Source organism: Sphingobium salicis subsp. salicis (assembly GCF_049472635.1).
Classification (GTDB): Bacteria; Pseudomonadota; Alphaproteobacteria; order Sphingomonadales; family Sphingomonadaceae; genus Sphingobium; species Sphingobium yanoikuyae_A.
The window spans coordinates 1,452,754-1,476,417 of record NZ_JAYRCS010000001.1 but is presented as its reverse complement, the minus strand read 5'-3'; the positions used below and the strand labels follow the sequence as shown (position 1 = coordinate 1,476,417).

The window sequence follows — 23,664 nt, the reverse complement described above, 5'->3', positions numbered from 1 at the left end:
TTTTTACATAAAACCATGTCGCTGGTCGATGCGATTGGGCGCTTCGTCTCGCCCTTGCTAGTCGCTCAGCCGCAATTGCAGCGGGTCGAGGCCATAATCGGTCAGCTTCTTTCGCAGCGTGTTGCGATTGATGCCGAGCAGGCCGGCGGCACGGATCTGGTTGCCATCGACGCTTGCCAGCGTTTCCTGCAGCAGGATCGGCTCGATCACCGCCAGCAGATTATCATGCAACTGGGGATTGGCCTGCCCCAGCCCGACGCCCAGTTGCCGCTTGGTCCATTCCCGCACGGCCTGCGCAAGCTGCCCTGCGGGCGCGGCATGGTCCGCCGGCACGGCATCCAGCGGCAGCGCGTGGCGCAGCATGTCCGCCGCGATCACATTCTCGCGGCTCAGCACGGCAAGCCGCTGCATGATATTCTGCAACTCGCGGACATTGCCGGGCCAATGATAGGCCATCAGCAGCTGCGCGGCGTCCTCGGCCAGAGCCTTGCGCGGCAAGCCGTCCTGCGCCGCCCGATCCAGGAAATGGCGGGCCAGCAAGATCACGTCCTCGCGCCGTTCACGCAAAGGCGGCAGCGACACCGGCACGACATTGAGCCGATAATAGAGGTCCTGACGGAACCGGTTTTCCTCGATCAGTCGCGGCAGATCCTTGTTGGTGGCGGCGATGATGCGGACATCGACGCGGACCGGCTTCGACCCGCCGACCGTGGTCACTTCGCCCGACTGGAGCACGCGCAGCAGCCTTGTCTGCGCCTCCATCGGCATGTCGCCGATTTCATCGAGGAACAGGATGCCGCCCTGCGCCTGTTCGAACTTGCCGGCGGTCCGCGCCTGCGCGCCGGTAAAGGCGCCCTTTTCATAGCCGAACAGTTCCGCTTCGATCAGTTCGCGCGGAATGGCCGCCATGTTGATCGCGACGAAGGGACGGGTGCGTCGCTGGCCCAGGCTATGGATGGCTTCGGCCACCAGCTCCTTGCCCGTTCCCGACTCGCCCAGCACCAATATGCTGAGATCGTTGGAAAGAACCCTGGCGATGGTGCGATAGACTTCCTGCATCGCAGGCGAGCGACCGACCAGCGGCAGGCCGTCATGCGGCAATCCTTGCTCGCTCGCGTCCGCCCCGCCCGATCGATGCCCCAAGGCGTCCGCAACAGCGCGCGTCAACTCATTGAGATCGAACGGCTTTGGCAGATATTCGAACGCCCCCTTCTCGGTCGCCCGGATCGCAGTGTTCAGGGTGTTCTGTGCGGAAAGAATGATAACATTCAGGTCGGGGTTGCGCTCGATAATCTCCGCCACGCCATCCAGCCCATCGCCATCCGGCAGCATGACATCGGTGATCAGAATATCGGGCGAAAAACTCTCCATCAGCGCCGTGCGCTCGCGGATCGATCCGGCGATCTTCACCTTGTGCCCCTGGCGCCGCAGAGCCTCCCCCACGACCACGCAGATGGCGGGATCATCATCTACGACCAGGACCGTGCCTGTCGCGGCCATCAGCCCATTCCCATCGGCAGCAGGATGCGGAAGGTGGACTCCCCAGCTTCCTGATCGCGGGAATATTGCACGAAACCGCTCATGTCCCTCACCAACTTGTCTACCAGCGCCAGGCCGAGCCCCTGCCCGTCCCGCTTGCCCGTGATGAACGGGTTGAAGAGGTGGTCCAGAATATGCTCGGGCACGCCCGGTCCATTGTCGATCACCACGATCTCAATCGGCAGCACGGCGCTACCCTTGCGATCGCCGACCAGCACCGACATGCCATGTCGGAACGCCGTCTCGACGCGAATGCAGGGCTGCTCGACATGCTCCAACGCCTCTGCCGCATTCTTCAGCAGGTTGATCATCACCTGCACCAGCGCATCGTCGTTGATGATCGCGAATGGCAGGGATGGATCATAACGCTTTATAATTTTTACATTCTTGGCAAATCCGGCCGCCGCAATATGGGATGCGCGATCGATCAGCGGATAGATATTGCCGGGGCCGCATTCCAGCGTGCGGTCGGTCGTGAAATCCTGCATCCGGTCGATCAGGGCGGCGATCCGGTCGACCTCGTTGCAGATCAACTGGGTCAGCGCCGCATCACTGCCGCCGTTGCTCGTCTCCAGCAACTGCGCAGCGCCGCGAATGCCCGACAACGGGTTCTTGATCTCATGCGCCAGGATAGCCGCCGCACCGACCGCCGATCGCGCGCCGCCCGCCGTGCCGCGATGGCCGATCTTGCGGGCCTGCCCCTGCGCATGGATCGACACGACCCGCCAGCCCTCATGATCGACGATGGGGGAAATCATCAGATCGACCTCCATCTCGGCGGTGCGACCGGCATGGACCTTGATGTCATAGGCGGCGATCGGCTTGTTACTGTGCCAGATATCGAACCGCGCACCGGCTTCCGCAATCCGCACGGTGCGCGCCACGTCGCTGCCGATGATCGCCGACCGCGCCATGTTGAGCAGCGTTTCCGCCCGCACATTGGCATCAGCAATGCCGTTATCCGGCCGCACCACCAATGTTGCGACCGGCAGTGCCGTCATCAGTTCCGACAGGGATGGTCCATCCTGCTGCATCTGAAGCGGCGGGAGGGACGGCAATGGCATGGTCATGCAGCCTGAAGTGCCACCGCCGGTTCATCCGCCGCAATCAGCGGCTCATAAAAGGCGGCCAGCATATCCAGCACCCGCTGCGCATCCGCCTCCTGATTGACCGTGTTGCGGAACTCCGCCGATCCAGTCAGGCCCTTGGTGTACCAGCCGATATGCTTGCGCGCCATGTTGACGCCGGTCATATTGTCATAATGATCGAGCATCATGCGATAATGTTCTGTAATCAGATCATATTGTTCGGCAAGGCTCGGGTCGGCACGACGTTCGCCGGTGGCGAACCAGTGCATCACCTGGCCCAGCAGCCAGGGCTTGCCATAGGCGCCACGGCCGATCATCACGCCATCGGCGCCGCTCTGGTCGAGCGCAGTCTCGGCGTCCTCGATCGAGCAGATGTCGCCATTGACGATCACCGGCAGCTTGACCGCGTCCTTGACAGAGCGGACGAAGCCCCAGTCGGCGCTGCCCTTGTACATCTGGCAGCGGGTGCGACCATGGACAGTGATCAGCTTCGCGCCCAGATCCTCGGCAATATGCGCCAGCTCGGGCGCGTTGAGGCTCGAATGGTCCCAGCCCATGCGCATCTTGACCGTCACCGGCACATCGACCGCCTCGACCGTCGCCTTGATGAGCGCCGCCGCCAGCGGCAGGTCGCGCATCAGCGCGCTGCCCGCATCGCCATTGACGACTTTCTTCACCGGGCAGCCCATGTTGATGTCGATGATCGCCGCGCCGCGATCGGCGTTGAGCTTGGCGGCTTCAGCCATTTCCGTCGGCGAACAGCCGGCCAGCTGCATCGACACCGGTTCTTCCAGCGGATGCCAGGCGGCCTTCTGCAGCGACTGGCGCGTTTCGCGGATCATCGCCGCGCTGGCGATCATCTCAGTAACGTTCAAACCCGAACCAAAACGGCGGACCAGCGTGCGGAAGGGCATGTCGGTAACACCCGTCATCGGCGCCAATATGACCGGCATGTCGACCGTCACCGGTCCAACGGAAATGGGGGAAAGCCTGCGCGTCATCTTCTATCACTGCCTAAAAAACAGGCAGCCCTTAGCCGAAAATAGCCGCGACGACAAGGCAGGCCCCGGACCACTTGTCGCGCTTTAGAGGTTGGCGAGCATGGGGCAGAGCGTCTATGCGCCGCAGCATGACATCGAACAGCAGGATCGTCGCGCTGATCGTCGCCGCCGGGCAGGGAAGCCGGGCCGGTGGCGACATTCCCAAACAATATCGGCGGATCGGCGGCAAGTCCGTGCTGGCCCATGCCCATGACGCCCTGACGGCGCATGGCGGCGTGTCGGCCATCCACATTGTGCTGGGCGAAGGCGAGGAAGGCCGCGCCCAGGCCATGCTCGGCGATCGCACCGCGCATTTCGTCACCGGCGCTGACAGCCGACGCGGTTCGGTCCGGGCCGGGCTGGAGGCGATCGCGGCGGCCGGCGGCGCAGATATCGTGCTGATCCACGATGCTGCCCGCCCCTTCCTGCCCGCATCGGTCATCGACCGGTTGCTGGCCGCGCTGGAAGATGCCGAAGGCGCCATCCCCGCCCTGCCCGTCGCCGATACGCTGGTTCGCGCCAATGGCGAGATCATGGCAGACGGCGTCGATCGCGCCGACCTGCATCGCGTGCAGACGCCGCAAGCCTTCCGCTTCAAGACAATCCTGGCGGCCCATCGCGACTGGGACGAGGAACGGGAAGCCACCGACGATGCCCAGATATTGTGCGCCTGGGGCCATGACGTCATCTTGGTGCAAGGCGATGAAAGGCTGGAGAAATTGACCTACCCGCAGGACTTCGCTCGCGCCGAAGCGCGCATCATGGGCGCCCGCACCACCCGCGTCGGCATGGGCTATGATGTCCATCGTCTCGCGCCCAACGAAGAATTGTGGCTGGGCGGCGTGCTGGTCCCGCACGATCGGGGCCTCGCCGGCCACAGCGATGCCGACGTCGCGCTCCATGCGATTGTCGACGCGATTCTCGGCGCACTGGCCGATGGCGATATCGGCAGCCATTTCCCGCCGTCCGATCCGCAATGGCGCGGCGCCTCGTCGGATCGCTTTCTCGCCCATGCCCGCGATCTGGTCCTGAAACGGGACGGTCGGATCGACCATGTCGACCTCACCATCATCTGCGAAGCGCCAAAGATCGGACCGCATCGCGACGCCATGCGCGCCCGGATCGCCGAGATATTGGGGGTTCCCCTGGATCGGGTCAGCGTCAAGGCGACTACGACCGAGCGACTTGGCTTTGCCGGCCGACGCGAGGGCATCGCCGCGCAGGCGGTTGCCACCCTCTCCCTCCCCACGCTATTCTGAGCCGACCATGCCCAATACCATCCTGCCCGCCCAGCTCGTCGACCTTGCCGAAAAGGTTATCATCGCCAACCGCCGCGCCGGTCGCACCGTGGCCGTCGCGGAAAGCTGCACCGGCGGCCTGGTCTCCGCGGCCCTTACCGAAATTGCCGGCTCCTCCGACGTCTTCGAAGCCGGCTTCATCACCTATTCCAATGATATGAAGGCGGAACTTCTGAAAGTTTCGCATGATGTGCTGGACACGTTCGGCGCGGTGTCCATCGCCACCGCCTGGGCGATGGCGCAGGGCGCTCTAAAGAAGAGCCACGCCCATGTCGCGGTCGCCATCACCGGCATCGCCGGGCCGGGCGGCGGCAGCGAGCAGAAGCCGGTCGGCACCGTCGTCTTCGCGCGCGCGGAACGCGGCGGCAGCCCCGACAAGGTCGTGGCCGACATGCATCATTTCGCGGACACGGGCCGGGGCGGCGTCCGCCTTCAGGCGGCGTTGTGCGCGCTCGAACTGCTGCTGCCCGACTCGCCGGCGCCGTAAAGCGCCGCCGCGCGCGTTTCGAACGCGCCGATCATCTTGCGCAGCGCCTTGTCGAAAAACTGGCCAGCCAGCATCTCGAAAATGCGGTTCTTGAATTCGAACTCGACCTCGAAATCCACCAGCACGCCGCCCTGCCCGTCGTCGCGGAAGCGCCATTCATTGTGGAGATGCTTGAGCGGGCCGTTGAGATAATCGACGCGGACATGGTCCGGGCGATGCTTGTGGACACGCGAAGTGAAGCTCTCGCTGATCCCCTTGAAGCCGACGATCATGTCCGCGACCATCTCGCTCTCGCTGTCCGATCGAATACGGATCGCGCTGACCCAGGGCAGGAATTGCGGATAGGCCGAGACGTTCGACACGAGGTCGAACATCTGTTCCGGACTATAGGGCAGCTGGCGGGTCTCGTTATGCTTGGGCATTCGCCGGTCAGGCCTTTGCGGCGGCCGCCTTGGCCAGCTTTGCCTCGCGTGCGGCGCGCATCTCGGCGAAGTCCTTGCCGGCATGATAGCTCGACCGGGTCAGCGGGCTCGATGCGACCTGCAGGAAGCCCTTGGCCCGTGCGATCGCTGCATAGGCGTTGAACGCGGCCGGGGTGACGAATTCCATCACCTTGGCATGCTTGGGCGTGGGCTGCAGATATTGGCCCATGGTCAGGAAATCGATGTCGGCCGAACGCATGTCGTCCATCACCTGATGGACTTCCAGGCGCTCTTCGCCCAGGCCCAGCATGATTCCCGACTTGGTGAAGATCGACGGGTCGAGCTTCTTGACGCTCTCCAGCAGGCGCAGCGACGCATAGTAACGGGCGCCAGGGCGTATGGTCGGGTAGAGCCGGGGTACCGTCTCCAGATTATGGTTATAGACGTCCGGGCGTGCCTCGACGATCATCGCGACCGCGCGCTCATGCTTGTTGCGGAAGTCCGGGGTCAGGATCTCGATCGTGGTGCCCGGCGTCGTGCGGCGCAGCGCCTCGATCACCTTGACGAACTGGCTGGCGCCACCATCGGGCAGGTCGTCGCGATCCACCGAGGTGATGACGATATGTTCCAGCCCCATTTCGGCAGCGGCATCGGCCAGGTTCTGCGGTTCGTTGACATCGACCTTGCGCGGCATGCCGGTCTTGACGTTGCAGAAGGCGCAGGCGCGCGTGCAGACATCGCCCAGGATCATCACCGTGGCGTGCTTCTTGGTCCAGCATTCGCCGATATTCGGGCAGGCCGCTTCCTCGCAGACCGTGTTTAAACCCTTTTCCCGCATCAGCTTGCGCGTCTCGTGATAAGCGGGGCTGGTCGGCGCCTTGACGCGGATCCAGTCGGGCTTGCGGGCACGCTCGGTCGCGGCGGGCTGAGCGGGGACGGGGATCGGGGCAATGTCGTTCATCGGCCCCAGATAGCGATGCAGGACCATACTTGCCAGCCCTCTCTTTGTGCGGCACATCAATCATCATGACCGACTTTGCAGACATGCTCGAAGGCTATCGCCGCTTCCGTGACACCGGCTGGTCCCAGCAGCGCGAGCGATGGGACGAACTCAACGAAGGGCAGAGCCCCCGCGTGATGGTGATCGCCTGTTCCGACAGTCGAGTCGACCCGGCCCAGATCTTTGACACCAGCCCCGGCGAAATATTCGTCGTGCGCAATGTCGCGGCGCTGGTGCCGCCGTTCGAGACCAATCCGGGCTGGCACGGCGTGTCGGCCGCGCTGGAATTCGCCGTTCAGGTGCTCAAGGTCGGCGAGATCGTCGTCATGGGCCATGGCAAGTGCGGCGGCTGCAAGGCGGCGCTCAGCCATGACCTCAAGGACGCGCCTCCGGGCGAAGGCGGCTTCATCCATAACTGGATCCAACTGCTCGATGATGCTCGCGACGTGGTGGTGGACCGCTATGGCGACCAGCGCGACCGGGAGGTCGAGCGCGCCATGGAGCAGGAAGGCGTGAAGGTCAGCCTTACCAATTTGCGCAGCTTCCCCTGCGTGCGCGCCAAGGAAAAGAGCGGCGACTTGAAGCTGGTCGGCAGCTTCTTCGCCATTTCCGATGGCCAGCTCCACATATTGGACGAACAGACCGGCGTCTTCGCCGCAGCCTGACGGGAGGCGCACCATGCCCATGCGGCAGGAAGGGCGCGGCAATATCGCGCTGCTGATCGACGCGGACAATGCGTCGGCGGCCCATTTTGACGCGGTCATGACCGTGCTGGCGGAGCTTGGCACGGTCAATATCCGCCGCGCCTATGGCAATTGGAACAAGGCGACGCTCAAGACCTGGGCGGCGCTTTCCGTTGCGCAGGCGATCGAGCCGCAGCAGCAGTTCGACCTGACCAAGGGCAAGAACGCCACCGACATGAAGATGACGATCGACGCGATGGACCTACTGTCGAGCGGACGCGTCGACGGCTTCGGCCTGATGTCGAGCGACAGCGACTTCACCCCGCTGGTGACGCGCCTGCGCCAGGATGGCATTCCGGTCTATGGCTTCGGCAACGCCAATGCGCCCGAGGGCTTTCGTCGTGCCTGCACCCGCTTCATCGACGTTGCGGCGCTGCGGCCGGTCGAAGTGCCGGTGGCCAAACCAGCGGCAGCCCCCAAGAAGAAGGCGCCGGCCAAGAGCAGCGCGGCTGCAAAGCCCGCCGCAACGCAGGCCTCGCCCCCGACGGCGGCGACGCCTGCACCGGCAGGCACAGGCGCGGCGGTGGACCCGGAAGTCGTGCGCCTGCTGATCGACGCCTATGACGAGGCGAAGCGGGACGAGCGCGGTTTCGTCGCGCTGGGGCCGGTCGGCCAGCGGGTCGGCAACCGCTCCAGCTTCGATGTGCGCAATTATGGCTTCAAGCGCCTGTCCGATCTGGTCGCCGCCATCCCCAATTTCACCACCGAAGTGCGCGAGGGCGGCCAGACCTGGATCAAGCGGATCCGCTGATGCCGGTCGTCGCCCGCCATCTGACGATCCTCGGCCGGGTGCAGGGCGTCTTCTACCGCAACTGGACGGTCGAGACGGCGCGCGGCCTGGGCCTGACCGGCTGGGTCCGCAACCGGATGGATGGCAGTGTCGAGGCGCTGGTGCAGGGCGAGGCGGATGCGGTCGATCGCTTCGTCGCGTCGGCACAGGATGGCCCGCCCGCGGCAAAGGTCGCGCGGATCGACGCGACGGATGCGCCGGTCGAGGCGCTGAACGGCTTCGAGAAGAGGCCGACAGCCTGACGCGGCCATGGGGCGCGAGAGGGTCTCGACAGATCAAAGAGCCGATCGAATTTAGGTAGGATCACGGCCTGTAGGACAGCGGAAATGCCCGGCCGCCAGCGCAGCAATCGACGCGACAGTTTATTTTCGTCCGAAGTTCACAGTGTCGTCGGGCCATTTCGGGCCTTTTGCGCCTGCAACGCGCCCATTACGCGGCACCCACGCGCCTGCAACGCGACAGCAGAGCCATGATCAGGGTCACAGTAGCGCTTCGCCGACGCGGCAGTCAGGTGACCGTGAAGCGACACCAAAGCGACAATGTCAGCAGAGCAGACGAAATCGAGACGACTTTCCATGGCCCGAATAGATCAGGCTTGCGCCAAATAGGACAGCCCCACCTCGCACGGTTGACGGATTTGCGATGGCATCAAACCACCAATTCCAGACCTGCTCCCCCTCCCGCAGGCGGGAGGGGGTTAGGGGGTGGGCTGGACGTCGCACAAGCCCACCCCGCTGCGACTAATGCGCTTCGCGCATAAGTCTCGCTGCCCCTCCCGCGTGCGGGAGGGGAGTGGCAGAAAACCACCCTCGGTAGCCGTTCGGTCGAGACAGCATCCGACGTCGCCCGAAGCAAGGGCATTTGGCACCGCACCGACCGCCGTCCTTAACCTCCATCGGCCTCATCCCCTTTACCCCGGCCTACGGATCGGTCAGCCTTGGTTCGTCATGCGCGACAAAGGGGACGGCGGATGCGAGTGGGTGGAGGGGCGATCATCGGGGCGGCGGCGTTGCTGGCGACGGGACTGGGGGCGGCGCGTCCCGCCTGGCGCTGGCCTGCCCTGCCCGCTGGCGTTGCAGCGCCCGCCATCCCGTCCGACAACGGCATGACCGCTGCCAAGGTCGCGCTTGGCCGCCGGCTCTTTTATGATCGCGCCCTGTCGGCCGATGGCAGCATGGCCTGCGCCGATTGCCACCAGATGGAGAAGGGCTTTGCCGATGGCTTGGCCACCCATCGGGGCGTGATGGGCGAGATGGGCGTGCGCAACGTGCCCGGCCTTGCCAATGTCGCGTGGCGCAGCGGCCTCACCTGGACCGAGGCCGGCCTTTCGACGCTGGAGCAGCAGGCAATGGTGCCGATGACCGGGACCAAGCCGGTCGAGATGGGGCTGGCGCAGGACGATGTCGGGCTGGCCCGACGGATCGGCGCCGACCCCTGCTATCGCCGGATGTTCGCGGCCGCCTTCCCCGGCGCACCCAATGACCTGGGCTTCGCAAGGGTGACCGCGGCTCTTGCGGCGTTCCAGCGCACGATGATCTCCTTCGGCAGCGCCCATGATCGCGGCACATTGTCGCCACTGGCTCAGCGTGGGGCCAGGCAATTCGCCGCAGCGGGCTGTGGCAGCTGCCATTCCGGGCCGGACTTCACCGACAGCAAGACCCATTATGTCGGCACCGCTGCGCCGCAGGAGGTCGATGCGGCCGCCTATGGCGGCAAGCCCCTGCCGCCGGGCTTCGAGCCGCCGCCCGAGCAGTTCCGCACGCCGTCGTTGCGCAATGTCGCCGTCACTGGCCCCTGGCTGCACGATGGCCAGTCGCCGACGATCGAATCGGCGATCCGCCGCCACGCCGCGCCGATGCTGGTCGATGTCGACATGCCTGCCCTGCTCGCCTTTCTCGACGCGCTGACGGACCATGATTTCCTGAAGAATGCCGCACTGGGCCGGCCTGCCGCGTCCTGCCCCATCCCCGCGTGAGCTGTGCCCGCCTGAAAACACGCGTTCCACGGACAAAAAAAGGGCCAGCCCCGAAAGGCCGGCCTTGATAAGTTTTAGGAGAGGATGCCTGAAAGGCCTCTCCTATGTGCAGCGCAGCGCGTTCTTTCGCAATTGCGAAGGGCGGAACCGGCGTTGCAGATATTGCAACTTCATTACCGCCAGGGCGATGGGACGACAAAACGCCCGACGTCCCAGGGGACATCGGGCGTTTCAAGCCATTGTTCTGACGCCATTTAGCGAGAGGCCGTTTCCAGCCTCCCAATCAGATCAGCGCGTCAGCTTCTTATAGGCAAGGCGCGTCGGGCGATCCGCAGCATCGCCCAGGCGACGGCGCTTATCTTCCTCATAGGCCTCGAAATTGCCTTCGAACCATTCGACATGGCTGTCGCCTTCAAAGGCGAGGATGTGGGTCGCCAGACGGTCGAGGAAGAAGCGGTCGTGGCTAATGACCACGGCGCAACCGGCGAAATTCTCGATCGCCTCTTCCAGGGCCGCCAGCGTTTCGACGTCAAGGTCGTTGGTCGGTTCGTCGAGCAGCAGCACGTTGCCACCGCGCTTCAGCATCTTGGCGATGTGGACGCGGTTGCGCTCACCACCCGACAGCTTGCCGACATTCTTCTGCTGGTCCTGGCCCTTGAAGTTGAAGGCGCCGACATAGGCACGGGTAGACATGTCATGGCCGTTCACCTTGACGTAATCGAGGCCGTCCGAGACTTCTTCCCAGACATTCTTCGACGGATCGAGATGGTCGCGGCTCTGGTCGACATAGCCCAGACGCACGGTCGAACCGATGTCGATCTCGCCCGAATCGGGGGTTTCCTGGCCGGTGATGATACGAAACAGGGTCGACTTGCCCGCGCCGTTCGGGCCGATCACGCCGACGATGCCGCCGGGCGGCAGCATGAAGGACAGATCCTCGAACAGCAGCTTGTCGCCATAGGCCTTGGAAATGCCCTTGGCCTCGATCACCTTGCCGCCCAGACGCTCAGGCACCTGAATGACGATCTGCGCCTTGCCGGGCGCACGATTTTCCTGGGATGCAACCAGCTGCTCGAACTTGGCGATACGCGCCTTCGACTTGGTCTGACGGCCCTTGGGGCCCTGACGGATCCACTCCAACTCGTCATTGATCGCCTTCTGGCGGCCGGTCGCCTCGCGGTCTTCCTGCTCCAGACGCTTGGCCTTCTTCTCCAGATAGGTGGAGTAGTTGCCTTCGTACGGGAAATATTTTCCGCGATCGAGCTCCAGGATCCAGCCGACGACATTGTCGAGGAAGTAGCGGTCGTGGGTGATCATCAGGACCGACCCGGCATATTCCTTGAGGTGGTTTTCCAGCCAGGTGACGCTTTCGGCGTCAAGATGGTTGGTCGGTTCGTCGAGCAGCAGGATGTCCGGCTTCTGGATCAGCAGGCGGGTGAGCGCGATGCGGCGCTTTTCACCACCCGACAGGCTTTCCACCGACCAGTCCGACGGCGGACAGCGCAGCGCTTCCATCGCGATTTCGAGCTGGTTGTCGAGCGTCCAGCCATCGGCGGCGTCGATCTGTTCCTGCAGCGTACCCATTTCCTCCATCAGCGCGTCGAAATCGACGTCTTCCGGCGGATCGGCCATGATCATGCTGATCTCGTTGAAGCGGTCCAGCTTGTCCGCCATTTCGCGGGCGCCGTCCTTGACATTTTCCAGCACATTCTTGGTCGGGTCGAGCTGGGGCTCCTGCGGCAGATAGCCGACGGTGACATTCTCACCCGGCCAGGCTTCGCCGCTGATATCGGTGTCGATGCCGGCCATGATCTTGATCAGGGTCGACTTGCCCGCGCCGTTCGGGCCGACGATGCCGATCTTGGACCCGCGATAGAATTGCAGATTGATGTTGTTCAACACCGGCTTGGGCGCGCCGGGGAAGGTCTTTGTCATGTTCTTCATGACATAGGCATATTGCGATGAGGCGGACATGGGTTCGCGCAGCTCCAAAGGGTATGGACAGGAAAATTTGCGCCGAATTAGCGAAGGCGGAAGCCATTGGCAAATGGGGTATGTCTGAGTAAGCCTTCAGCCATGCAGAAAATCCGATCGGGCCCGCTCGCCGCCCTGCTCCTTGGCAGCATCTTCACCCCCGCTCTGGTCCAGGCCGCCCCGGCCAGCGACGCCGCGATTCGCGAAGCCGCCCTGAAGGATGATGTCGCCTGGGACATTACCGAAGGGCTGACGACCGAAGTCGGCCCGCGCCCGGCCGCCACGCCGCTCGAAGCGCGCGGGCGCGAATGGGCCGCCGCCAAGCTCAAGGCATTGGGCTTCGCCAACGTCCGCATCGAGCCTTATAAGATGCCGCTGTGGGAGCGCGTCCATGACGAAGCGGCGATCATCGCCCCCTTCCCGCAGAAGCTGGTCGTCGCGGCGCTCGGCAACAGCGGATCGACCCCGGCCCAGGGGATCGAGGGCGAAATCGCCTATTTTCCGACCATCGCCGACCTGCAGGCCGCGCCGGACAGCGCGGTGAAGGGCAAGATCGTGTTCGTCAGCCATGACATGGTCGCCGCCCAGGACGGGTCGGGCTATGGCTATTATGGTGCCGCCCGCCGCCAGGGGCCGAGCATCGCCGCCAAGAAGGGCGCGATCGCGATCCTGGTGAAGTCGATCGGCACCGATCATCACCGCATCGCCCATACCGGCGTGCAGATGTGGGCCGATGGCGTGACGCCGATCCCGGCCGTCGCCGTCAGCGTACCCGATGCCGAACAGATGGCGCGCGTGGTGTCGCGCGGCCAGCCGGTCCGCGTCCACCTGACCGCCGTATCGAAGACGGCGAAGGACCAGCCGTCGGGCAATGTCATCGCCGAAATCCCCGGCAGCGATCCCAAGGCCGGCGTCATCGTCGCTGCCTGTCACCTCGACAGCTGGGACCAGGGCACCGGGGCGATCGACGATGCGTCGGGCTGCGGCATCGTGGCCGCCGCCGCGTTGCAGGTCGCCAAGACCGGTACGCCGCGCCGCACGATCCGCATATTGTTCGCCGGTGCCGAGGAAGTGGGCGGCAATGGTGGCCGCGCTTATTATGCGGCCCATGGCAAGGAGCCGCATGCGCTGGTGCTGGAATCGGACTTCGGCGCCGACAAGGTGTGGAAGGTCGACTTCACCCTGCCCGCCGGCCATGAAGCGCTGTCGGCCCGGATCGCGCAGGGGCTGGCGCCGCTGGGCATCGTGCCGAGCCGTGACAAGGCGCATGGCGGATCGGACATCGAACCGCTGGTGGACGCGGGCATTCCGGTGATCGACCTGCAGCAGGATGGCACGCGCTATTTCGACATTCACCACACGCCGGACGACACGCTGGACAAGATCGATCCGGCGCAGCTGCGCCAGAATGTCGCCGCCTGGGCGGTCACGCTCAACATTGCTGCGAATGCGACAGAAACATTGGGCATTAACTGAACTTTTATAGTAGAGAACGCCCCGTCGCGTGATTCTGCCGCTTCACCGACGTCAGAAAAGCATTGATTTGTGCAGCGCACACGTTAATGCGGGTCGCTCGCGTAGGGTCACATTTGTAACGTGCCAGACGCGGCATAATGCTATGGGAGCCGTACACAATGAAGAAGATCGCTGTTGTTTTCGCTTCGGCCAGCCTGATGGCCCTCGCCGCTTGCGGTGAGAAGCCGGCCAACGAAACCGCGAACGCTTCGAACGCCGTCGTCGAGAACGTTGTCGAAAACGCCGCCAACGCTGCTGACAACGCCGCCAACGCCGCCAACGAAGCTGCTAACGCCGCTAACGTTGCTGAGAACGTTGCGAACGCGCACTAATCTCTGCCACGGCGAGATTTCGAAGGGCGGGCCTATATGGTCCGCCCTTTTTTGTTTGTCCGCGCAATATATGTGGCCCGACATGATTTTCGGGCATTGACGCCGGCGGCGCTCGAACGCTAAGGCGCGCGTGCATCGGGGAGTAGCGCAGTCTGGTAGCGCGCCTGCTTTGGGAGCAGGATGTCGCAGGTTCGAATCCTGTCTCCCCGACCATTTTCCAATATTATCAGTTAGATATACGGCGTCGCTGTTGCTGCTTCAGCGCGATGCCATCGATCGGCGGACATCGTCCGTTGCGCCAGCCATGGCCATGTCGGCCTGAGCCACCGCCTCGCCGATCAGGATCAGGGTTGGGCGATCATCGGCAAAAGCCTGCGTCACCAGCGGCAGGAGATCGAGGCGCGTGCGCAACTGCTGTTCCTGCGGCAGCGACGCATCGCAGGTAATGAGCGCCGGGGTCGCGCCCGGCAGGCCCACAGCGATCAGCGCGCGGCTGAGTTCCGGAGCGGCCTCGCGTCCCATATAGACGGCCAGGGTACAGGCCGGATCGGCCAGGGCATCCCAATCCAGATCCAGCGCCTGACCTCGGCGGCTGTGCGCCGTCACGAACTGGACCCGGCGCGCAATCCCGCGCAGCGACAGGGAAATACCCGCCGACGCTGCGACGGCGCTGGCCGCCGTGATGCCCGGGCAGATCCGAACGCGCACGCCGACCGCGCGCAGCGCCGTCATTTCCTCGGTTGAACGGGCGAACATCGCCGGGTCGCCGCCCTTCAGCCGCACCACGCGCTTGCCCGCCAGCGCCGCCTCCACCAGCATCTCGTCGATCGTCTGCTGATCCTTCGAATGGCGGCCCGACCGCTTGCCGACGCTGACCCGTTCGGCATGATCGGGAATGAGGCCCAATATGCCCGGCCCGACCAGCGCGTCATAGAAGATGATGTCCGCCGCACGGATCAGCCTTTCGGCCTTGCGCGTCAGCAGGTCGGGATCGCCCGGCCCGGCACCGACCAGCCAGACGTCGCCCGGCGCGATGAGGTCATTCGGCTGCATGCAATGTCTCCTGAGATGTCTGGGCCAGGATATTGGCGATGGCGGGGCGGCAGGAACCGCAATTGGTGCCGGCGCCCAGCGCCTTGCCGATCGCAGGCACGTCGACCAGCTTCTGATCGCGGATCGCTGCGACGATCTGGTTGAGGCCGATATCGAAACAGACGCAGATGGTGGCGCCCTTGTCCGGCTGGCTGCCCGGCCCGCGGGCGGCCAGCACGGTTGCGCCGACATCGTCGGCCGCCAACTGGCCGATCAGCCAGTCGCGCGAGGGCAACAGGCCGGTGCGGGTGACGAACAGGACGCCGGCCAGCCGGCCGTCCTGGATGATCGCGACCCGGCGACTGCCGCGCATATGATCGATCGCCTCGACCCGCTCGCCCCTGGGCAGGCAGGCTTCCAGTCGGGCGGCATCGCCATTGCCGGCCAGTTCATAGAGCGCCCCGCCCGGCACCGCGACCCGCGTTGCCCAGAGGCAGGGCAGATTCACTGGCTCCTGCCCGCGCAGGATCAGGAAGCCCTGCCATTGGGTCGAGACCTTCTCGACCGCGGCCGGGGTCGACTTGAAGCCGGGCTGGCCGGAATGCGCATCGACCAGCGGACGCGGTAGCAGGCCGGTACGCCCGCCGCTCGATATCTGGTCGGTCCAGTGGATCGGGGTGAAGATTTCGCCCGGCCGCTGCCCGTCGCTGATGCTGACGCGGAAGATGCTGTTGCCCTGCGCGGTCGACACCCGCGCCAGATCGCGATCGGCCAGGCCTAGCGCATCGGCATCCTGCGGGTGGATTTCGACCAGCGGCTCCTCGCGATGACGCGCCAGCTTGGGCGCCAGACCCGTGCGGGTCATCGTATGCCATTGATCGCGATAGCGACCGGTGTTGAGCGTCAGCGGCCAGTCGCGCAGCGGCCCCTGCAAATCCATCTGCCTCGTCAGCACCAACCGCGCTTTACCGTCCGGAGTGGGGAAATGCCCATCGGCAAAGGGCACCCCACCCCAGCGGAAACTGTCCATCGCGTCATAGGCATCGTTGCCGATCGCCGCCTGCGCACGCAGGTTGAGCAGCCGCTGCCCCTCATTCTGATAGGCGGTCAGACGCGCATGTTCGCGCCAGATGTCAGCCGGCCGATCATAGGCAAAGGCGTTTTTCCAGCCCATGCGGCGGGCGACCTGGGTGATGATCCACCAGTCGGGCCGGGCCTCGCCGGGCAATGCCATGAACGGGCGCTGGCGGCTGATGGTGCGGTCCGAATTGGTGACCGTGCCGTCCTTTTCGCCCCAGCCGGCGGCCGGCAGGCGGACATGGGCATGGGTAGAGCTGTCAGTGTCGGCGATGATGTCCGACACGACCAGGAAGGGGATCGCCTCCAGCGCGTCACGCACCCGGCCGGCATCGGGCAGCGAGACGGCGGGATTGGTCGCCATGATCCAGAGGGCCTTGATCCGGCCTTCATCGATCGCGCGGAACAGGTCGACGGCCTTCAGCCCCGGCTTGGTCGCCATCTGTGGCGCGGCCCAGAAGCGGCCGACGCGGGCGACATTTTCCGGCGCGAAGTCCATATGCGCGGCGAGCGTCGAGGCGAGACCGCCAACCTCACGCCCGCCCATCGCATTGGGCTGGCCGGTGATGGAAAAGGGCGCCGCGCCCGGCTTGCCGATGCGACCGGTGGCGAGATGGACATTGATGATCGCATTGACCTGATCGGTGCCGCGGATCGACTGGTTGATGCCCTGGCTGAACAGGGTGACGGTGCGCGGGATCGCCGCGAACAGCTCGAAAAAGGCCTTCAGTAGCACCGGGTCGAGGTCGCAGGCCTGGGCCGTCGTCCACAGGTCATGGCCGGTGCGGACATGATCCCAGAATCCGTCGGGCACGTTCACATGATCGGCCAGATAGGCCGGATCGGTCACGCCCTGCGCATCGCACCAGGCGAGCAGCCCGGTCATCAGCGCGACGTCGCTGCCGGGCCGGATCGGCAGATGAAGGTCCGCGCCCTCGCAGGTTTCGGTGCGGCGCGGGTCGATCACCACCAGCTTCGTGCCGCGCGCGGCGCGGGCAGCCTGGATACGCTGATAGACGATCGGGTGACACCAGGCGGTGTTGGAGCCGACAAGGATGATGAGGTCGGCCTGTTCCAGATCGTCATAGCTGGCCGGCACCACGTCCTCGCCAAAGGCGCGATTATGGCCAGCCACCGCGCTCGACATGCACAGGCGGCTGTTGGTGTCGATGTTCGCCGACCCGATGAAGCCCTTCATCAGCTTGTTGGCGACATAATAATCCTCGGTCAGCAACTGGCCCGAGACATAGAAGGCCACGCTGTCCGGGCCATGGCGCTCGATCGTCTCGCGAAATTTCTTCGCGACCAGATCCAGCGCCTTGTCCCAACTGGCGCGGCGCTTGCCGATCATCGGGTGTAGCAGGCGGCCGGTCAGGCCGACCGTCTCGCCCAGATGCGTGCCCTTGGAACAGAGGCGCCCGCCATTGGCCGGATGCGCCTCGTCCCCCTTGATGATCACCGAGCGCGGCCCGGTCGGCGTGGCGGCGATGCCGCAGCCGACGCCGCAATAGGCGCAGGTGGTGCGGATCGCCTGTGCCATCAGGCCGCCTTTGCCGCACTGGGCACGGGAATGACCGCCTCGCGCAGCAGGAAGATGCGGCCGGCCTCCACCTTGAGCGGGATGGTGGGCACACAGCCCTCATCGCTGCCCAGCGCCTTGCCGGTCTTGAGCGAGATGTTCCAATTGTGCAGCGGACAGGCAACGACCGATCCATGGACAATGCCCTGGCTCAGCGGCCCCTGCTTGTGCGGGCACTTGTTGACCAGCGCGTAGAACTGATTGTCCTGCGTGTGGAAGATGGCGATTTCCTCGCCGCCGCGCACCGGCAGGGTGCGGGCATTGCCGGGCGAGATCTGATCGACGGGTCCGATGTCCAGCCAGGTGCCGACTCTGGTATTCAGGGTCATGCGACGGTCTCCATGGGGCGGACTTCGGCCAGATGCTGGTGCAGTTCGGCGTCCTCGCCGGCGGCGCGACGCGCCCAGGGATCGTCCTGCATGAACTGCTGCGAGAAGAGGAAGCGGGCGCGCAGCGCCTCGCGGCCGACATCATCCGCGACGATGCGGCTCTTCACATAATCGACGCCGACGCGCTCGATCCAGGGCGCGGTGCGCTCCAGATAGCGGGCTTCCTCACGATAGAGCTGGATGAAGGCGGCGCAATAATCGAGCGCCTCCTGCTCGGTCGCGACCTTGCACAGCAGATCGGTGGCGCGGACATGGATGCCGCCATTGCCGCCGACATGCAGTTCGTAGCCGCTGTCGACGCAGACCACGCCGAAATCCTTGATCGTCGCCTCCGCGCAATTGCGGGGGCAGCCCGACGCCGCGATCTTGAACTTGTGGGGCATCCACGATCCCCAGGTCATATGCTCCAACTTGACGCCCAGCCCGGTCGAATCCTGCGTGCCGAACCGGCACCATTCCGACCCCACGCAGGTCTTCACCGTGCGCAGCGACTTGCCATAGGCATGGCCCGACACCATGCCGGCCGCATTGAGATCGGCCCAGACGGCGGGCAGGTCTTCTTTCCTGATGCCGAAAATATCCAGGCGCTGGCCGCCGGTCACCTTGACCATCGGGGCATTATATTTTTCGACCACATCGGCAATCGCGCGCAGTTCCTTGGGGTTGGTGAGCCCGCCCCACATGCGCGGCACGACCGAATAGGTGCCGTCCTTCTGGATATTGGCGTGCATGCGTTCGTTGACGAAACGGCTGCGCTGGTCGTCCTGATAGTCGCCGGGCAGCGCGCAGAGCAGATAATAATTGAGCGCGGGGCGGCAGGAGGAGCAGCCCTCCGGCGTCGACCAGTTCAATTTCTGCATGACTTCGGGAATCGAGCGCATGTCCTGTGCCACGATCTCGCGACGGACATCGTCATGGGTGAAGCTGGTGCATTTGCACATCGTCTTCGGCCCCGACTGAACATCCTCGCCCAGCGTCAGCGCGAGCAGGGTTTCGACCAGACCGGTGCAGCTACCGCAACTGGCCGACGCCTTGCAGGTGGCGCGGACCGCATCCAGGCTATGCGCGCCCTTGGCGATGCAGGACACGACCTGGCCCTTGCTGACGCCGTTGCAGCCGCAAATCTCGGCTTCGTCCGAGAGCGCCGCAACGGCCGCCTTAGGGTCCAGCGCGCCTCCTCCCGAGGCGAAGGCCTGGCCGAAGATCAGCATGTCGCGCATGTCCGCGACATTCTCCTCGCGCTTCAGCAAATCGAAATACCAGCCGCCATCGACGGTATCGCCATAGAGCACCGCGCCGATCAGCTTGTCATCCTTGACGATGACCCGCTTGTAGACCCCGCGCGAGGCGTCGCGCAGGACGATATCCTCGCACCCCTCACCGCCGGAAAAGTCACCGGCGGAGAAGACGTCCAGCCCCGCGACCTTGAGCTTGGTCGAGGTGACCGAGCCCTTGTAGCCCGAATGCTGATCGGTCAGGCCATCGGCGAGGCTGCGGCACATATCCCACAGTGGCGCGACCAGGCCATAGACATTGCCGTCATGTTCGACGCATTCACCCACGGCCAGCACATCGGGATCGCTGGTGACCATATGATCGTCGACCTGGATGCCGCGATTGACGGCCAGGCCGGCGTCGCGGGCCAGCGCGGTCGCGGGGCGGATGCCGACCGCCATCACCACCAGGCTGGCGGGAATTTCGCGACCGTCCTTCAGCCGTACGCCCTCGACCTTGCCGTCGCCATAGATGGCTTCGGTATTGGCGCCGGTCAGGATGGTCTGGCCGCGTCCTTCGAGTGCGGTCTTGAGCAGCCAGCCGGCCGCCTCGTCCAGCTGCCGCTCCATCAGCGTGTCCATCAGGTGGATGACGGTCACCTTCATGCCGCGCAGGGTCAGGCCATGGGCGGCTTCCAGGCCGAGGAGGCCGCCGCCGATGACCACCGCGCTGCCGCCATCGGCAGCGGCGGCGAGCATGGTGTCGACATCCTTCATGTCGCGGAAGCTGATGACGCCGGGCATATCCTTGCCGGGCACCGGGATGATGAACGGGTCGGAGCCGGTCGCGATCAGCAGCTTGTCATAGCCGACGGTGCGGCCCGACTGGCTGGAAACGGTCTTCGTAGCGCGGTCGATGGCCTTTACCGGATCGCCGGCGATCAGTTCGATGCCATTGTCGGCATACCAGGCGGCGTCGTTGATGACGATCTGCTCGAACGTCTTTTCGCCTGCCAGCACCGGCGAGAGCATGATGCGGTTATAGTTCACATAGGGTTCCGCACCGAAGATGGTGACGCGATAGCGTCCCGCATCCCGCGCCAGCAATTCCTCGACCGCGCGGCAGCCGGCCATGCCGTTGCCGATGACGACCAGATGCTCGCGTGCTTGCCCCAAGGGCGGCAGGACATTGTCCTCATCCTGCGTGACCGGGTCGATCCCGTCCTGAAAGTCCATCCCCGTTACTCCAGAAAAGAAAAAAGCCGCCATCCAGACCCTCGGAGGTTGAAACCCGAGAGTCTGGATGGCGGCTTTGCCATCATCTAGTGCCTTGCCGATCCTACCCTGAACCGTCGCAGCGATGTGAAGCGGGACATCCTTGTCCCTTGCAGTGCAGCATATGGGGAATCGCCCGAGCGCTCAAGCGATTCCTCTCATGGCTTTTCAATCAGATGCTCCAGTCGGCCTGAAGCCACAATTTCTCGGTATCGGTCGCCATCGCCCGCGCATCATAATGGGCGTAGCGCACCGACAGGGCGGTCCTGCGCAGCTTCGCAGATGCGATCAGATCCCACTCATTGCCATAATGCTGGTCGAGCCGATCGCTCTCGAACCGGTGCCAGGTGGCGGCCAGTGCGACGCCCGACAGCGGCCCTACCTGCTTCCAGCCATAGCCGGTGCCAACATAGAGGTCGCGCATGCCGTTGGCGGGCGTGGTCAGGAACTTGTCGGCCCAGCCCTGGAACTTGAAATTGGTGCCGAGCGGCGTCTGGAAGCTGGTGAGCGCAGCGCCATGGCTCGCGCCCAGCACCTCATAGCCGGCATTGAGTTTCCAGCCATGCAGGTCGAGCGTCGCATCCGCCAGCCAGTAATCAGCGGCATAGTCATTGGGATTGCGATGATAGTCCAACTGACGGGCATAGCTGAGCTGATAGGCGATCTTGGCCGATCTTGAGAGCGGCTGGCTGCCCGCCAGACGCAACCCATAGGTCTGGCTCGACAGGCGATAGGCCTGCACCGCCGCCTCGTCCTGATCGACCAGATAGGCAAAGCCGCTGAGCGTACCCAGCGGCGTGGCATAGGAGAGATTGGCGAAGATATTGTCGCCGCTGACCGCCTGCTGGCGCGTGCCCTTGCCCTGCAAGCCCCAGATGGTGCTTACGCTCCACGCATAGGAGACGTCCAGTTTCAGTCCCTTGGCCGGGGTCAGCTCGGCACGCACCGCATCGAAGGTCTGGCCATTGTCGCGGAAGGCGACATTGCCAACGAAGCGCTCGTCATCCAGCAATATCTTCTGCCGCCCGCCGGTCAGGGTCAGTGACTTGGTCCGGTATTGCAACTGGGCGATATAGAGGGCGACATTCTGCGGATCGGCGACCAGCGGCTTGGTCGCGGCATTGTCGAAACCGTCGAAATAACGGTCGATGACCGCCAATGTCCCCTGCCCCACCAGCGTGGCCGACAGCGCGCCGCTGCTGGCCGTCAGGCCGGCGCGGGCCCGGAAGGTCAACGCATCGGCCTGCTGCGCCAGGCCATCCTGGTCGACATGTTCGTAGCGCAGTCGCGCCTCGGCGACCGGTTTCAGGTCGATCTGCTGGGCGCAAGCGGGCCCGGCGACGGCCAGCACGGCCGTCGTTGCGAGAAGATATTTCATGGATGATCGTCCCCCCTCGGACGGAAAGAGCGTGGCTCGGGGCGGCAGTCCTCAAAAGAGGCCGCCGCCCTCCTCTCCAACTCAGATGCGGGCGCCGCTGGTCCAGTTGGCGCGCCACTTCGCCTTGACCAGCGCCACGCCCAGCAGGGCCAGCACGGCAAGACCGGCGAAGATCAGGAAGCCGGGCGCGAAGCTGCCGGTCAGTTGCTTGGCAAGGCCGAGCGAACTGGCGAGGTAGAAGCCACCAATGCCGCCGGCCATGCCGACAAGGCCGGTCATCACGCCGATTTCCGCCTGGAAACGCTGCGGCACCAGTTGGAAGACCGAACCGTTGCCGGTGCCCAGCGCCAGCATGGCCAGGACGAACAGGGCCAGCGCGCTGGCCAATGTCGTCGCCTGCGACACGCCGGCCAGCGCCAGCGCCGCGACGACATAGACGATCATCAGCGCCTTCACGCCGCCGATCCGATCCGCCAGTGCGCCGCCCATCGGCCGCACCAGCGACCCGGCGAAGACGCAGGCTGCGGTGCAATAGCCCGCGATGATCGGGGTCAGTCCGAACTGGTCGGTGAAATAGATGGGCAGCGACGCTGCCAGCCCGACGAAGCCACCGAAGGTGACGGCATAGAAGGCCATCAGCCACCAAGCGTCAGCGGTCTTGAGCGGCTCGAAATAAACGACCAGTCGCTTGGCTGGCGGCGCGTTGGGCGCATCCTTGGCCATGATCATATAGGCGACGAAGACGATCGACAGCGGGATGCAGGCAAGACCCAGCACTGCATTCCAGCCAAATGCCTTGGCCAGCATCGGCGCGAACAGCGAGGCCAGCACCGTGCCCGAATTGCCCATGCCGGCAAGGCCCATCGCCTTGCCCTGATGCTCGGGCGGATACCAGCGGCTGGCGAGCGGCAGCGCGATCGCGAAGCTGGCGCCGGCAAAGCCCAGGATCACGCCCAGAGCCAGCGTGCCGCCAAAACTGTTGACGCCCATCAGCCAGGCCAGGAACAAGCCGGCGATAACGATGATCTGGCTGATCGCGCCCGACCGCTTCGGGCCGATGCGATCGACCAGCAGGCCGTTGACGACGCGAAGCAGCGCGCCGGCGAGTGTCGGTGTCGCCACCATCAGCCCCTTTTCCGCGGGCGTCAGCGCCAGCGTCTTGGCGATCATCGGCGCCAGCGGCCCCAGCAAGACCCAGACCATGAAGGCGAGATCGAAATAGAGAAAGGCGGCAATCAGGGTCGGCGCGTGGCCGGCCTTCCAGAAGCTTGTCGTTGCGGTGGCCGGTGCGGCCTCCCCTTCGCGGTCCCAATAAACAGTAGCCATGATGCGTCCCCCAACCAATGGAATTGGAAACGAAAAAAGCCGCAGGCCGGACGCGCACACTCATGGCGTGGTCCGGTCAGCGGCTTTGCTGCGAAAAATGGATGGAATGGCGATCCCACCCTTGGGACGGCGCATTCGTCTGCACGCGCCTCGTCGCGCGATCGCTTATCTTATCCCGTAGAATGCATTAT

20 protein-coding genes and 1 tRNA gene are annotated in these 23,664 nt (G+C 64.6%); 9 read left to right on the top strand and 12 right to left on the bottom strand.

Features of this window, described 5'->3' with window-relative positions; translation table 11 throughout:
• Positions 1–57 precede the first annotated feature (57 nt).
• From ntrC to dusB, 3 genes are read right to left on the bottom strand one after another with little or no spacing between them, the layout of a single operon-like run.
• Complete coding sequence (ntrC, locus tag VHN57_RS07035) at positions 58–1,500, bottom strand: nitrogen regulation protein NR(I) (protein WP_423283270.1); 1,443 nt, start codon at positions 1,498–1,500, stop codon at positions 58–60.
• A complete protein-coding gene (locus tag VHN57_RS07030; RefSeq protein ID WP_037491486.1) occupies positions 1,500–2,609 on the bottom strand; it encodes a two-component system sensor histidine kinase NtrB in 1,110 nt (369 codons plus the stop codon). The genes ntrC and VHN57_RS07030 overlap by 1 nt, the downstream gene beginning before the upstream one ends.
• On the bottom strand, positions 2,606–3,628 hold the full coding sequence (dusB, locus tag VHN57_RS07025) for a tRNA dihydrouridine synthase DusB (protein WP_037506895.1): 1,023 nt from the start codon (positions 3,626–3,628) through the stop codon (positions 2,606–2,608). The genes VHN57_RS07030 and dusB overlap by 4 nt, the downstream gene beginning before the upstream one ends.
• Before the next feature lie 116 nt (positions 3,629–3,744).
• Here dusB and VHN57_RS07020 point away from each other — a divergent pair, with 116 nt between their 5' ends.
• Complete coding sequence (locus VHN57_RS07020) at positions 3,745–4,926, top strand: bifunctional 2-C-methyl-D-erythritol 4-phosphate cytidylyltransferase/2-C-methyl-D-erythritol 2,4-cyclodiphosphate synthase (RefSeq protein ID WP_423283267.1); 1,182 nt, start codon at positions 3,745–3,747, stop codon at positions 4,924–4,926.
• A 7-nt stretch (positions 4,927–4,933) separates the two neighbouring features.
• Positions 4,934–5,452 (top strand): CinA family protein, encoded by a 519-nt coding sequence (locus VHN57_RS07015; protein WP_278987999.1) that lies wholly within the window; start codon positions 4,934–4,936, stop codon positions 5,450–5,452.
• On the opposite strand, the gene VHN57_RS07010 is transcribed toward VHN57_RS07015, so the two are convergent.
• Both VHN57_RS07010 and lipA read right to left on the bottom strand, forming a co-directional pair.
• Positions 5,398–5,874, bottom strand: coding sequence for a type II toxin-antitoxin system RatA family toxin (locus VHN57_RS07010; RefSeq protein ID WP_026109377.1), 477 nt, complete (start codon positions 5,872–5,874; stop codon positions 5,398–5,400). The genes VHN57_RS07015 and VHN57_RS07010 overlap by 55 nt on opposite strands.
• Before the next feature lie 7 nt (positions 5,875–5,881).
• Positions 5,882–6,862 carry a lipoyl synthase gene (gene lipA / locus VHN57_RS07005; RefSeq protein WP_278988000.1) on the bottom strand — a complete coding sequence of 327 codons (981 nt, stop codon included), beginning with the start codon at positions 6,860–6,862 and terminating at the stop codon, positions 5,882–5,884.
• A gap of 38 nt (positions 6,863–6,900) precedes the next feature.
• On the opposite strand from lipA, the gene VHN57_RS07000 reads away from it, so the two are divergent.
• The 4 genes from VHN57_RS07000 (at position 6,901) to VHN57_RS06985 (ending at position 10,382) form a co-directional block, all read left to right on the top strand.
• Positions 6,901–7,539: a carbonic anhydrase gene (locus VHN57_RS07000; protein ID WP_136187212.1), complete on the top strand. Its 639-nt coding sequence runs from the start codon at positions 6,901–6,903 to the stop codon at positions 7,537–7,539.
• A 13-nt stretch (positions 7,540–7,552) separates the two neighbouring features.
• The gene (locus VHN57_RS06995) at positions 7,553–8,368 is read left to right on the top strand and encodes an NYN domain-containing protein (protein WP_161734352.1); all 816 of its coding nucleotides are present in this window, start codon (positions 7,553–7,555) and stop codon (positions 8,366–8,368) included.
• Positions 8,368–8,649 carry an acylphosphatase gene (locus VHN57_RS06990; protein WP_017502125.1) on the top strand — a complete coding sequence of 94 codons (282 nt, stop codon included), beginning with the start codon at positions 8,368–8,370 and terminating at the stop codon, positions 8,647–8,649. The genes VHN57_RS06995 and VHN57_RS06990 overlap by 1 nt, the downstream gene beginning before the upstream one ends.
• 728 nt (positions 8,650–9,377) lie before the next feature.
• Positions 9,378–10,382 (top strand): cytochrome-c peroxidase, encoded by a 1,005-nt coding sequence (locus VHN57_RS06985; RefSeq protein WP_423283263.1) that lies wholly within the window; start codon positions 9,378–9,380, stop codon positions 10,380–10,382.
• A gap of 288 nt (positions 10,383–10,670) precedes the next feature.
• Here VHN57_RS06985 and ettA read toward each other — a convergent pair whose 3' ends face one another.
• Positions 10,671–12,356 (bottom strand): energy-dependent translational throttle protein EttA, encoded by a 1,686-nt coding sequence (gene ettA / locus VHN57_RS06980; protein ID WP_029547819.1) that lies wholly within the window; start codon positions 12,354–12,356, stop codon positions 10,671–10,673.
• Positions 12,357–12,458: 102 nt separating this feature from the next.
• On the opposite strand from ettA, the gene VHN57_RS06975 reads away from it, so the two are divergent.
• The 3 genes from VHN57_RS06975 to VHN57_RS06965 all read left to right on the top strand — a co-directional run bounded on the left by VHN57_RS06975 (position 12,459) and on the right by VHN57_RS06965 (position 14,416).
• Positions 12,459–13,832 carry a M20/M25/M40 family metallo-hydrolase gene (locus VHN57_RS06975; RefSeq protein ID WP_278988540.1) on the top strand — a complete coding sequence of 458 codons (1,374 nt, stop codon included), beginning with the start codon at positions 12,459–12,461 and terminating at the stop codon, positions 13,830–13,832.
• A gap of 158 nt (positions 13,833–13,990) precedes the next feature.
• A complete protein-coding gene (locus VHN57_RS06970; protein ID WP_004212530.1) occupies positions 13,991–14,203 on the top strand; it encodes a hypothetical protein in 213 nt (70 codons plus the stop codon).
• A gap of 136 nt (positions 14,204–14,339) precedes the next feature.
• Positions 14,340–14,416: transfer RNA gene (locus VHN57_RS06965), tRNA-Pro, on the top strand.
• Positions 14,417–14,461: 45 nt separating this feature from the next.
• Here VHN57_RS06965 and cobA read toward each other — a convergent pair.
• The 6 genes from cobA to VHN57_RS06935 form a co-directional block, all read right to left on the bottom strand.
• The gene (cobA, locus tag VHN57_RS06960; protein WP_278988724.1) at positions 14,462–15,256 is read right to left on the bottom strand and encodes a uroporphyrinogen-III C-methyltransferase; all 795 of its coding nucleotides are present in this window, start codon (positions 15,254–15,256) and stop codon (positions 14,462–14,464) included.
• A complete protein-coding gene (locus VHN57_RS06955; RefSeq protein WP_423283260.1) occupies positions 15,243–17,852 on the bottom strand; it encodes a molybdopterin-dependent oxidoreductase in 2,610 nt (869 codons plus the stop codon). Before VHN57_RS06955 ends, cobA begins: the two co-directional genes overlap by 14 nt.
• A complete protein-coding gene (nirD, locus tag VHN57_RS06950; RefSeq protein WP_423283258.1) occupies positions 17,852–18,220 on the bottom strand; it encodes a nitrite reductase small subunit NirD in 369 nt (122 codons plus the stop codon). The genes VHN57_RS06955 and nirD overlap by 1 nt, the downstream gene beginning before the upstream one ends.
• The gene (gene nirB / locus VHN57_RS06945) at positions 18,217–20,730 is read right to left on the bottom strand and encodes a nitrite reductase large subunit NirB (RefSeq protein ID WP_278985814.1); all 2,514 of its coding nucleotides are present in this window, start codon (positions 20,728–20,730) and stop codon (positions 18,217–18,219) included. Before nirB ends, nirD begins: the two co-directional genes overlap by 4 nt.
• A 211-nt stretch (positions 20,731–20,941) precedes the next feature.
• Complete coding sequence (locus tag VHN57_RS06940; RefSeq protein ID WP_278985817.1) at positions 20,942–22,147, bottom strand: hypothetical protein; 1,206 nt, start codon at positions 22,145–22,147, stop codon at positions 20,942–20,944.
• 81 nt (positions 22,148–22,228) lie between these two features.
• Positions 22,229–23,473, bottom strand: a complete 1,245-nt coding sequence (locus VHN57_RS06935; RefSeq protein ID WP_278985819.1) for a nitrate/nitrite transporter — start codon at positions 23,471–23,473, stop codon at positions 22,229–22,231.
• Between the last annotated feature and the right edge of the window lie 191 nt (positions 23,474–23,664).